This is a genomic window from Thiogranum sp. (assembly GCF_058323355.1).
The window spans coordinates 20,575-31,409 of sequence record NZ_JBTTIO010000061.1 but is presented as its reverse complement, the minus strand read 5'-3'; the positions used below and the strand labels follow the sequence as shown (position 1 = coordinate 31,409).

Sequence of the window (10,835 nt, the reverse complement as noted above, 5' to 3'; positions counted from 1 at the left end):
CCACCTCGCAGAGACTATCGAAGCCATGGGGCTGCGTTACGTAGTAGTAACCTCGGTAGACCGCGACGACCTGCGTGACGGTGGCGCAGCGCATTTTGTGGACTGTATCCGATCTATTCGCGAACGCAATCCCGATACCCGTATCGAAATCCTGGTGCCGGACTTCCGTGGCCGGATGGAGCGTGCGCTGGATATTCTTCGCCAGGCGCCGCCGGATGTGTTCAACCATAATCTGGAAACCGTGCCGCGCCTGTACAAAAAAGCCCGTCCTGGTTCCGATTACCTATGGTCGCTGACATTACTGAAAAACTTTACACAGGAACACTCCGGTGTACCGACCAAGTCCGGCCTGATGCTGGGGCTGGGTGAAACACTCGAGGAAGTCGAGCAGGTCATGCGCGATATGCGCGCGCATGACGTCAACATGCTCACGCTCGGACAGTACCTGCAACCCAGCAAGCACCATCTTCCGGTCGATCGTTATGTTCATCCCGACGAATTCGAGCGCTTGCGTGAGATCGGCGAGGCCCTGGGCTTCAGTCAGGTGGCCAGTGGCCCGATGGTGCGTTCCTCATACCACGCCGACCAGCAGGCGGCCGGGGTGCTCTGAAGCCTGTACGCTGGTATGTAACATGAGTCACCAGGAAACACGTTTTGGTGGATGAAGCCGGCTTTGATGCGCTGTTCAGGTCTGAGGCCGCCCTGCGTAGTCGTTTTGAACAGGGGCTGGAGCGGTTGCTGGACTGCGGCGGGATGAACCTGTTTATTCTGGTGGCCGCCAATGCAGGTTTTGATGAACGCTTGTGGAAAACACTGGAGCCGGCGTTGTGCGCGCAATACAACACCTTGTTGACCCATCTTCAGGGGGCGCTGACGCAGGGTCAGCGTATCGATGAAGCCGATGACGACTTGCTGGTGTTTCTGAAAATGAGCCGTATCGGAATGAAGGCCCTGAAGCTGACCGAACAGCGTAATACAGGTCCGTGGGAAGTGCAGTTCAACCAGTTACGTTCTTTCCGCCCGTTGCGTAACAGCCAGCATCCCATGACATCCATTCGCGCAGCGTTCGATAGTGCGGCTTTCAATTTCAACAAGCCGTTCATGCAGCAAGAAGTTATCGCATCCGGCGACCTGCTGGGCCGTCACATCGATCTGTACTACAACAAGTACCCGTTTGTGGATCTGCACAGTCTGCTGGTTCCGGATCGTGAGCAGTGCCTGCCGCAATACCTGTTTGAAGACATGCATCATTATGTCTGGGAGCTGGTTGAACACTTGTCCCTGTCCATGCCCGGTATTCGCATCGGGTATAATGCGCTCGGTGCTTTTGCTTCAGTGAATCACCTGCATTTGCAGCTGTTTGTGCGCGAGCAGCCACTGCCGGTTGAGGACTTGCAATGGTTTCATAACGGGGGGGCACGGCACTACCCGGTGGAGTGCCGGGTATTCGATGAACCACGGGCTGCGTGGCAGCAGCTCGCCGGTCTGCACGATAGAGACGAAGCCTACAATCTGCTCTATGCACCCGGTCGCCTGTACTGCATGCCGCGTCGCATGCAGGGTGAATTCGAACTGCCTGGCTGGTCTAACGGATTTTCATGGTACGAACTGTGTGGCGGGATGATCACGTTTAACCATGAAGACTGGGCGGCCCTGGATGACGTGCGTATTGCTACTGATCTGGCACGTGCAAGGCAATGAGTTAACGGTATTGTTCACGCAGTCACCGGTCACTTCCGGGACAGGGTAATGGCCGTCGCATATTTCAGGTTCTATGAGGAACTCAACGACTTTCTGCGCACTGACCCCAAAGCCCAGGTCAGGGAGGTGCTGGAGCGCCTCGACCTGTACCGGCTTGCAAAACCGTTTACCCGTTGTACACGCTGTAACGGTGTTCTCGTGACTGTTTCGAAATCCGCTGTCGACGACCTGTTGCAACCTAAAACGCGCCAGTACTATGAAGTTTTCCGGCAATGCCCTGACTGTCAGCAGGTCTACTGGCAGGGCAGTCACCATGCACGCGCCCTCAGCCTGGTCGAGGAATTTCTGGAGCCGTCACGGGAAAATACGGATAATGCGTCGTCATGAATGAAGCAGCCAACCCCGCACCCATGCTGACAGTCGTGATCGATGGTCAGCCCCATCTGGAATATAACCGGAACAAGCCGTTACCCGAACACCAGTTAGCCTGTCTGGATCGTATGGACCGGAAAATGGACCAGGGCATTGTGCTCGGTGGCGAAACCCTTGAAAGCCCGGATCGTACACAGCGGGCACAGTTCGTGGCGCTGCACCTGCTGGAAGCCATGCAGGCAGGTGACGAGGCCCTGATTGCGGCATCCTGTGCCTATCTTGCCAATCGTCTGCCGGATCTGCACCAGGTCAAGGCCCGCCTGGCGGGTGGTGCCGTTTCAGCAGAGCTGGTGTTCGACGAGCCCTACACCAAAGAGGTTGCGGTGAATTTCTCGCCGCGCCTGTCCTGAGCAGGGGCGTGACGATGCAGTGTGTCGTTTACAAAAGTCTCCGGCAGTTTGATTACTACCTGTTTGTCAAAAAAGATGAGGGTCTGGGACGGGTGCCGGATGCACTGAAGACCCTGCTGGGGAGTCTTGAAGTGATTACCGAAGTGGAACTGCATGACCGACGCAGGCTGGCGCAGGCCGATGTTGTCGAAGTCATGGCGCAGATCGAGGCGGAAGGGTATTACCTGCAGATGCCGCCGCGCCAGGGTCTGGATCCGGGAGTATCCTGACCGGTTGCCGGGTTGTGTCCCTAGGGTTTTGCGGAACCGGTTTTGTCTTTGAAGGGCGCGGCAACGGAAGCAGGCAGTTCAACTTCACCCTTACGATTGCGCTCTTCGAGTTGTGCAATGAGGCTATCGAGGCCTTCGCGGCGGATTGTTTCGCCGAAGCTGGTGCGGTAGGTAATGGCCAGACTGATGCCTTCGATACGAATGTCATAAATCTTCCATTTCCCGTCCTTGAGGTAAACCTGGTACTGCACATCCACGGTTCTGCCCTTGTCAATCTCGATGGTTGCGCGCACGGAGGCCTTGCGGTCGCCGGGCTTGTAGCGTGAGGGCTGGTAATGGATATTGTCCTTGCGATCAATAATATCATCGACATAGCTTGTCATTGCGGTGACATAGGAGCGGATCAGCAGGGTCCTGATTTCTTCTATGAGACGCTGACGCTGGCTGTCGCTGGCGTTACGCCAGTATTTACCAATCACCAGGCGGGCAATACGTGGAAAATCAATGTGCGGCGCGATCAATTCATCACTGATGCTGTAGGCGATGGCGTCATCCTGCTTGATCCGGTCACGGTTCTCTTCCAGGCGATGAATCAGCTTGTCGATCGTATCGGCGATAACCGGCTGAGGGTCGTTGTCTGTCTCGGTGTCAGGTATAGCCTGTGCAAGCGTGGCCGTGCCAGCCAGTAGCAGAGTGGTTAAAAGCATCCATGTGCTGTACAGCGTTGTTTTCATTGTACGCATTGTACGTTTCCCGTCAGGCGTAACAAAGCCTTTATTTTTTGTCATTGAATGTTGAATCTTGCCCATACAGGACAATGATCCGACGGTTTTTTCATGCTGCGAATATCATATGATATGCCTGCATCCGTAGAATGTTCCATCAGCGGACGGGTTGCCATCACCAGGTCGATACGCAGTCCACGCTTCGGGTCACGCTCGAACCCCCGGCTGCGGTAGTCAAACCAGCTGAATTTATCGGTAACGTCCGGGTAATGATGGCGAAATGTATCAGTCAGGCCCCAGTCGGCAATTTTTTGCAGCCATTCGCGTTCTTCCGGCAGAAAGCTGCATTTACCGGTTTTCAGCCAGCGTTTGGCGTTATCAGCGCCGATACCGATATCCTGGTCGAGTGGAGCCACATTCATGTCGCCCATCACCACGACCGGTTGTTGCGGGTCGTACCTGGATTGCAGAAGTTCCAGCAGATCACGGTAGAACTTCTCCTTGGCCGGAAACTTGGTTTCGTGGTCGCGACTTTCACCCTGTGGGAAATAGCCGTTTATAACACTCAGCGTGCGACCATCGTCGAGGGCGAAGTCGGCACTGATCAGGCGTCGCTGGTCGTCATCACCGTCATGTGGAAAACCCTTGCGCACGGCCAGCGGTGGCTGTTTTGACAGGATGGCAACGCCGTAGTGGGTTTTTTGTCCATGAAATGTCGCGTGATAGCCAAGGTCCTCGATCATCGACAGCGGGAAATCCTCATCCTGGACTTTGGTTTCCTGTATGCCAATGATGTCGGGCGAGTGATCATCAATCAGTTTCTCCAGCTGGTGCTGGCGCATGCGGATGCTGTTGGTGTTGAAGGAGGCAAGTTTCATTGGCGTGGTATTTTCAGGGGAATCCGGTGCATTCTACTGGGCTGCCCGCGCCCGGGCAATGTGTCGTGGCGCTATGCTTGCCCGGCGCGTTACAATCCATGCACCCGATCAGATATTAACTAACAGGATATCCGTTTATATGAGCAGTGTAGTGGCCGACCCTTCCACCCCTGAAGCCCCTTCCCGGGTGCATGATGCATTTGAGTGGGTTCGCAGTGAGCGTATCGAATCCCTGAACCTGGTGGTTGAGGAATACCGGCACCGGCTCACCGGTGCGGCGCATTACCACCTTGCGGCTGATACGCCCGAGAATGTTTTCCTGGTGGCGCTGCGCACAGTGCCGATGGACTCGACCGGTGTGGCGCATATCCTTGAACATACGGCGCTGTGCGGGAGCAAACATTACCCGGTGCGTGATCCTTTCTTCATGATGATCCGCCGTTCACTGAATACTTTTATGAACGCGTTTACCAGCAGCGACTGGACGGCCTATCCTTTCGCCAGCCAGAATCGCAGGGACTTTTACAACCTGATGGACGTGTACCTGGATGCAGTGTTCTTCTCGAGCCTGCATAAACTGGATTTTGCCCAGGAAGGCCATCGCGTTGAATTTTCCGAACCGGAAAACCCTGAAACCGACCTTGTGTTCAAGGGTGTTGTATTCAACGAAATGAAAGGTGCCATGAGTTCACCGGCCAGCACGCTGTGGCAAACCCTGACCCGATATCTGTTCCCGACCACGACCTATCATTACAACAGTGGTGGTGATCCGGAATGTATACCCGATCTGGGCTATGAAGAACTCAAGGCCTTCTATTGCACCCACTATCATCCATCGAATGCTGTATTTATGACGTTCGGGGATATCCCGGTGTTTGAGCACCATGCGCGCATTCACGACAGGGCGCTGTCGCAATTCGAGCGCCTCGATGTGCACATTGAGGTCGGGGACGAGAAACGCTATCACGCGCCTGTCTACGTGCAGGAGAGCTACGCCTTTGATGAGCCCGGCGAGGTGGGTGACAAGACTCACCTGGTAATGGGCTGGTTGCTGGGCCCCGGCATCAACCTGAAGGAGCAGCTGGAAGCGCAGCTGCTTGAAGGGGTGTTGCTGGACGACAGCGCATCACCTCTGCGCCGTGCGCTGGAGACAACCGACCTCGGCAGTGCGCCGTCACCGTTGTGCGGCCTGGAAGCCAGCAACCGTGAAATGAGTTTTGTCTGCGGGCTGGAAGGTAGTCGACCGGAGCATACACATGCAATGGAGAAACTGGTACTGGATGTGTTGCAGGAAGTTGCTGACAAGGGTATTGAGAGGTCGCGTATCGAAGCCGTGTTGCACCAACTGGAATTGAGCCAGCGTGAAATATCCGGCGATGGCTACCCCTACGGGCTGCAACTGATCCTGGAAGGCCTGTCCTGTGCGACGCATCGCGGCGACCCCGTGGCATTACTGAACCTCGACCCTGTGCTCGAGGAATTGCGCGGGCTGATACAGGATCCCGACTATATTCCGCGGCTGGTTCGTACACTGCTGCTGGAAAATATGCACCGGGTGCATATTACCCTGGTGCCGGATACCGAATTGTCTGCCCGGCGTGACGCGGCTGAAGCCGCACGCCTTGCGCACATGAAGGCGCAGATGGACGAGGCGCAGGTGACGGCGGTGATCGAGCAGACAAAGGCGCTGGCCGAACGCCAGGCACGGCAGGATGATCCCTCGGTTTTGCCAAAGGTCGGGCTGGAGGATATCCCTGAAGCAATGCACATTGCCTCGGGGGAAAGGGAAGAGGTTTCCGGGTTGCCCGTCAGCTTTTACCCGCAAGGCACAAATGGACTGGTGTACCAGCAGGTGGTGGCCGACCTTCCGCAGCTGGGCGACGAGCTGCTGGACACATTCCCCTGTTACAGTTACATCCTCGCCCAGCTGGGTTGTGGTGGCCGTGATTATCTGGAAACACAAGTACTGCAAACCAGCGTGTCGGGTGGCGTTCACGCCAGCAGCAGCATGCGTGCTGATGTGGAAGACGAACAGTCTCTGAAAGGGTTCTTTGTCCTGTCAGGCAAGGCGTTGGCGCGCAATCATGCGGCGCTCGGCAAGTTGATGCGCGATACGCTGGAATCGCCGCGTTTTGATGAATATGACCGCATCCGCGAGCTGGTGGCCCAACAGCGGGCACAGCGCGAGCAGAGCGTGACCGGTAACGGCCACGGGCTTGCCATGCTGGCAGCGGCGTCCGGGATGAGTCCCGGCGCGGCACTGTCACATCGCCTGCGTGGCCTGGCTGGAATCCGCGCCCTGAAAGTACTGGATGATTCTTTTGATGATCCCGAGCAGGTGAAAAACTTTGCCGGCCGCCTCGCCGCGCTACACGAGAGTGTGCGTAGTGCGCCACGACAGTTCCTGTTGATCAGTGAAGCGGAACGGCGTGCGCAACTCCGCGAGGAACTGGAGCAGGCCTGGTTGCCGGGTCAGCCGGGTGGCAGTGATTTTATCCCGTTTGCAGCGGATCGTGTCGATACCCGCGTGCGGGAGGCATGGGTGGCTAACACCCAGGTTAATTTCTGCGCCAAGGCATACAAGACGGTTCCTGCCTGGCACCCTGATGCAGCAGCGCTCACCGTGCTGGCCGGTTTCCTGCGTAATGGCTATCTGCACCGGGCAATCCGCGAGCAGGGTGGGGCCTATGGCGGTGGCGCGAGCCACGATACTGACAATGCTGCATTCCGTTTCTTCTCCTACCGCGATCCACGGCTCGGCGAGACACTGGATGACTTCGACAGGGCTATCGACTGGCTGCTGAGTGAAAAGCACGAATGGCGTTTGCTGGAGGAGGCCATACTGGGCGTGATCAGCAGTATCGACAAGCCGGCCTCCCCGGCAGGCGAGGCGCGCGATGCCTTCTTCAGTGCATTGCATGGGCGTACACCGGAGCGACGCCAGGCCATACGTAAACGTATACTGGCTGTTACCCTGGATGATCTCAGGCGTGTCGGTGAAACCTATCTGAGACCTGAACAGGCAAGTGTCGCTGTTGTGACCAGTCAGGCAAGTGAGGACGATTGCAGGGCGCTGGGCCTCGATATCCAGCTGTTGTGAACCTGTGACAGCCGTGCCGCCGGACAGGCCCATGCCGCCCCGTGAGTATTACCAGACTGCACTGGCCACGCAGAAATTCAGGGCGGACATAAACCAGGCGCAGGTGGTGGAGCATTTGCAGGCGCTGTATGAACGGCTGCTTGTGCCACCGGCTGCCCCCGGTTTCTGGGATCGGCTGGCCGGGCGTTGCCCGGTACCGGTTCGCGGTGTGTATTTGTGGGGCGGTCCCGGGCGTGGCAAGACCTGGTTGATGGATGCTTTCTTCGACAGTTTGCCTTTTACGCACAAGCGCCGTGTTCACTTCCACCGCTTCATGCTGGAAATTCACAAGACGCTGGATATGTTGCCGAAAACACCGGACCCGCTATTGATTGTGGCGGACCGCCTGGCAGCACGCTCACGCCTGTTGTGTATTGATGAGTTTCATGTGACGGATGTGGCCGACGCCATGTTGCTTGCAGGTTTGCTCGAAGCGTTGTTTGAACGTCAGGTTACACTGGTGGCTACATCCAATACAGCACCCCGTATGCTTTATCATGAAGGTCTGCAGCGATCACGCTTTGTTCCGGCGATTGAGTTGATCGAGCAGCATACGGAAATTCTGGCCATGGAGGGTGGTGAGGATTATCGCCTTGCCCTGTTGCAGCAGAGCGGCACCAGCCTTGTGGGTGAAGGTGAAGTTCAGGCGCATACCTGGCTTGCCGAACATTTCGATGCGCTTGCCGGTGATGCGTCAACAGAGGGTGGCCCGCTGGAGCTGGCGGGACGCGAATTGCAAACGACAGCTGTGTCTGATGGAATTGTCTGGTTCACATTTGATGCGCTGTGCCAGCAATACCGGTCGGCACGTGACTATCTTGAACTGGCGTGCGAATTTCATACACTGTTGCTGGAAGCCGTGCCAGTGATGACAGCTGAAATGGACGAGGGTGCCCGGCGTTTTATTCACCTGGTCGATGCGCTTTACGATCACGGGGTGAAGCTTGTATTGACGGCAGATGCACTGCCAAACCAGTTGTATACGGGCCGACAGCTTGCCCGGCCGTTCCAGCGTACGGCCAGTCGGTTAATTGAAATGGCCAGTGAGAATTATCTGTCGCGGCCACATCGACCGGACTAGGAACCTGTCGGTACGCAGAGGAGTGTTGCATGCTATACCGTTGTGTTCGGAATTATCTTGTGCTGCTGTTGTTTGTGCTCACATCTGCGCAAGTGAATGCTGAAGATGATGACCCTGTGGTCAAAGGGCATGTGGCGCGTGCCGCGTTTACGAGCCGCATCGAGAATCGTGAGCCGGTTGACCGTGTGCTGGTGCTGAACCCGCCGGTGACGGAAGTGTACTTTTTCACGGACTTGCGAAATCTCAAGGGGCATACCGTTACGCATCGCTGGGAGTACCAGGGCAGGGCTGTCTCAAATGTTCCGTTTGTCGTGAAGGGTGATCGCTGGCGCGTCTTTTCGAAGAAGGTATTTCCGGCAGACAGCTATGGCGAATGGTCGGTGACAGTGCTGGATGACAGTGGCTGGCCCTTGTACATTGAATTGTTTCGCTATGAACCTGTCGATAGCGGGGATTTCCTCAGCCGTAAAACACCGGCAGACCCGGTAACGACCAGCCTGTCTTCAGAATAGTGCTTCGCCAGCAGTTTCTGCAGGCGTTACAGTTTCAGGGGGCGTCACAGCGGTGGTCAGGCCAACAGTTGGCTCGACCTTGTCCGGCACAACAGCACCTGTCTGTAATGTTTCACGGTCGTTACGAATGTCCTGTTGAAGCATGCGTTCAGCGAAACGTTTCGCCGCTTCCGTCCGCAGTCGGTTTTCCTCAACTTCAATGGCCTCGGGTGAAATGGCGCTGTTGCGTTGTACGACACCTTGCCGGCTTGTTTCGCCGGGCACAGCGGCAGGTGTGGCTGCGGGTAGCGCCTTGCGTGCGACAGGTGCTGCCGCCGGAGGCGTGGTGTTGGCTGTTTTCGGTGCAGGGGCGGTCTGCGTGACGGTTGTGGCCGGCTCGCCCGGACTGCTCCAGAACAGATAGGCTGACAGCCCTGTTCCGACAATGGCGCCCACGAACAATGCGGCGACCAGCAGGTTCCGGCGCGGCTCGCCAAAGGGTGCGCTGGCAGTGTCTCTCTCCCGTTCGGCGCTGGCGGGCGGGGTTGTCGGCAGTGTCAGTCTGGCCGGCTTTGCGACAGGTGCCGGGCTGGCTGATACGTCTGTTTCAGCGCGCGCCGTTACCGGTGCCGGGCGCTTCTTGCGGCGTTTTGTTTTTTTCTCAAGCCCAAGCAGGCGGATCAGCTGTTCGGGTGGCAGCTCCATCGAAGGGTGCAGCGGATTGAAATTCATCTGCCTGCCGGTAGAGGCCGGGTTGTCCGTTCCCCTTCGCGACATACGCTGCGCCTGTCCGGGATCGGCAATCGTGGTGTTCATGATGCGACCTTTTTTCGGTTCGCGAACGGGCGGGTGCAGGTTGCTGATCCGGTTGGCAAGGCGTCGGGCCTGGACAGCTTCCGCGCGCAGTGTGGCCATTTGTCTTTCAGCCTGTTCGCGTTGTTGGCGTGCCTTGCGTTGGTCATGGTTCTGATTCCCGGTTTGTTCGCTAAGGCCGGTATAACGCTGGGCCCTGCGCCTGATCCTGTCAGCGTGCTGGCGGCATGCCGGTGCGGCGGGTGGCGTGGGCGCCACCGCTTTCACCGGTTGCTGTTTTTTCCAGATAGCCATTGCCGTGTAACCTTTTACTCAACCGTTGGTAGCGTCAGACAAGCTGGTTTATTGAGGTTTTCCGCCAGTTTGCACCCTGAATCCGGTTTTAAACCGGAACCTTGTCACAATGTGCGCCAATGCCCGCCGGTCGAGAGGCTGCGTGGCGCGTCGGCAAAACGGCTACAATAGGGTAAACAGGAAAAAATCGGCTCGTGGAGGGGGCTTCTGCGGAGACGGGATATGCGCAGTTTTATACGCCACCCATCCGATATTCCTATTGAATATCAGATGGATAATGACGGTTCAGGCGCCAGCCAGGAATGTTTGCACGATATTGGTCATGGCGGCCTGTCATTTTCTTCCTCTCGCGAGTTACCCGTGGGTGCTCCCATTACTGTGCGGATTTCGCACCTGCAGCCGGCTTTCGAAGTGATGGGGCGGGTCGCGTGGTGCCGTCGGGATGGTGGTAAATTCACCGTGGGCGTGTCGTTTTTCCAGGCCGGTGACCGTTTCCGTGTACGTATGGTGGAGCAGATTTGTCATATCGAACACTACAAATCCGAGGTCCTGGCAGCTGAAGGCCGCGCTATAAGTGGTGAACAGGCGGCGTGTGAATGGATTGATCGTTACGCGGGGGAATTTCCCTTGCTGGACGACGATGACAAGACCTGAGTTGTCGG

The 10,835-nt window shown here is 56.9% G+C and carries 12 protein-coding genes; 9 read left to right on the top strand and 3 right to left on the bottom strand.

Going from position 1 to position 10,835, the window contains the following annotated elements; translation table 11 throughout:
• From ACW81B_RS09185 to ACW81B_RS09165, 5 genes are all read left to right on the top strand, one after another.
• Positions 1 to 610 (top strand): lipoyl synthase (locus ACW81B_RS09185; RefSeq protein ID WP_491579923.1); only part of this gene is annotated, 610 nt, incomplete at its 5' end.
• A 47-nt stretch (positions 611 to 657) separates the two neighbouring features.
• Positions 658 to 1,701 carry a hypothetical protein gene (locus ACW81B_RS09180; RefSeq protein ID WP_491579925.1) on the top strand — a complete coding sequence of 348 codons (1,044 nt, stop codon included), beginning with the start codon at positions 658 to 660 and terminating at the stop codon, positions 1,699 to 1,701.
• Positions 1,702 to 1,749: 48 nt separating this feature from the next.
• Positions 1,750 to 2,088, top strand: a complete 339-nt coding sequence (locus tag ACW81B_RS09175; RefSeq protein ID WP_491579922.1) for a Mut7-C RNAse domain-containing protein — start codon at positions 1,750 to 1,752, stop codon at positions 2,086 to 2,088.
• Complete coding sequence (locus tag ACW81B_RS09170) at positions 2,085 to 2,483, top strand: hypothetical protein (protein WP_491579921.1); 399 nt, start codon at positions 2,085 to 2,087, stop codon at positions 2,481 to 2,483. The genes ACW81B_RS09175 and ACW81B_RS09170 overlap by 4 nt, the downstream gene beginning before the upstream one ends.
• 14 nt (positions 2,484 to 2,497) lie before the next feature.
• On the top strand, positions 2,498 to 2,752 hold the full coding sequence (locus ACW81B_RS09165; RefSeq protein ID WP_491579920.1) for a YcgL domain-containing protein: 255 nt from the start codon (positions 2,498 to 2,500) through the stop codon (positions 2,750 to 2,752).
• A gap of 20 nt (positions 2,753 to 2,772) precedes the next feature.
• Here the strand turns inward: ACW81B_RS09165 and ACW81B_RS09160 are convergent, their stop codons facing one another.
• Positions 2,773 to 3,495, bottom strand: coding sequence for an MlaC/ttg2D family ABC transporter substrate-binding protein (locus ACW81B_RS09160; RefSeq protein ID WP_491579919.1), 723 nt, complete (start codon positions 3,493 to 3,495; stop codon positions 2,773 to 2,775).
• Between the two features lie 41 nt (positions 3,496 to 3,536).
• A complete protein-coding gene (gene xthA, locus ACW81B_RS09155; protein ID WP_491579918.1) occupies positions 3,537 to 4,355 on the bottom strand; it encodes an exodeoxyribonuclease III in 819 nt (272 codons plus the stop codon).
• A gap of 139 nt (positions 4,356 to 4,494) precedes the next feature.
• Between xthA and ACW81B_RS09150 the strand changes: the two genes are divergently transcribed.
• Genes ACW81B_RS09150 through ACW81B_RS09140 form a run of 3 tightly spaced genes read left to right on the top strand, consistent with a single transcriptional unit; the run spans position 4,495 to position 9,087 of the window.
• A complete protein-coding gene (locus ACW81B_RS09150) occupies positions 4,495 to 7,455 on the top strand; it encodes an insulinase family protein (protein ID WP_491579917.1) in 2,961 nt (986 codons plus the stop codon).
• Positions 7,456 to 7,486: 31 nt separating this feature from the next.
• On the top strand, positions 7,487 to 8,575 hold the full coding sequence (gene zapE, locus ACW81B_RS09145) for a cell division protein ZapE (protein ID WP_491579916.1): 1,089 nt from the start codon (positions 7,487 to 7,489) through the stop codon (positions 8,573 to 8,575).
• A 29-nt stretch (positions 8,576 to 8,604) separates the two neighbouring features.
• Positions 8,605 to 9,087, top strand: coding sequence for a DUF2914 domain-containing protein (locus tag ACW81B_RS09140; RefSeq protein ID WP_491579915.1), 483 nt, complete (start codon positions 8,605 to 8,607; stop codon positions 9,085 to 9,087).
• On the opposite strand, the gene ACW81B_RS09135 is transcribed toward ACW81B_RS09140, so the two are convergent.
• Positions 9,079 to 10,173 carry a hypothetical protein gene (locus ACW81B_RS09135; RefSeq protein ID WP_491579914.1) on the bottom strand — a complete coding sequence of 365 codons (1,095 nt, stop codon included), beginning with the start codon at positions 10,171 to 10,173 and terminating at the stop codon, positions 9,079 to 9,081. The genes ACW81B_RS09140 and ACW81B_RS09135 overlap by 9 nt on opposite strands.
• A gap of 222 nt (positions 10,174 to 10,395) precedes the next feature.
• On the opposite strand from ACW81B_RS09135, the gene ACW81B_RS09130 reads away from it, so the two are divergent.
• Positions 10,396 to 10,827, top strand: coding sequence for a PilZ domain-containing protein (locus ACW81B_RS09130; protein WP_491579913.1), 432 nt, complete (start codon positions 10,396 to 10,398; stop codon positions 10,825 to 10,827).
• Positions 10,828 to 10,835: the final 8 nt, after the last annotated feature.

Excerpts from the sequence above, each read along its gene's own strand:
- ACW81B_RS09160 (WP_491579919.1), bottom strand. The coding sequence starts at position 3,495 with ATGCGTACAATGAAAACAACGCTGTACAGCACATGGATGCTTTTAACC.
- zapE (WP_491579916.1), top strand. The coding sequence starts at position 7,487 with ATGCCGCCCCGTGAGTATTACCAGACTGCACTGGCCACGCAGAAATTC.
- ACW81B_RS09130 (WP_491579913.1), top strand. The coding sequence starts at position 10,396 with ATGCGCAGTTTTATACGCCACCCATCCGATATTCCTATTGAATATCAG.
- ACW81B_RS09140 (WP_491579915.1), top strand. The coding sequence starts at position 8,605 with ATGCTATACCGTTGTGTTCGGAATTATCTTGTGCTGCTGTTGTTTGTG.
- ACW81B_RS09165 (WP_491579920.1), top strand. The coding sequence starts at position 2,498 with ATGCAGTGTGTCGTTTACAAAAGTCTCCGGCAGTTTGATTACTACCTG.
- ACW81B_RS09170 (WP_491579921.1), top strand. The coding sequence starts at position 2,085 with ATGAATGAAGCAGCCAACCCCGCACCCATGCTGACAGTCGTGATCGAT.
- ACW81B_RS09135 (WP_491579914.1), bottom strand. The coding sequence starts at position 10,173 with ATGGCTATCTGGAAAAAACAGCAACCGGTGAAAGCGGTGGCGCCCACG.
- xthA (WP_491579918.1), bottom strand. The coding sequence starts at position 4,355 with ATGAAACTTGCCTCCTTCAACACCAACAGCATCCGCATGCGCCAGCAC.
- ACW81B_RS09150 (WP_491579917.1), top strand. The coding sequence starts at position 4,495 with ATGAGCAGTGTAGTGGCCGACCCTTCCACCCCTGAAGCCCCTTCCCGG.
- ACW81B_RS09175 (WP_491579922.1), top strand. The coding sequence starts at position 1,750 with ATGGCCGTCGCATATTTCAGGTTCTATGAGGAACTCAACGACTTTCTG.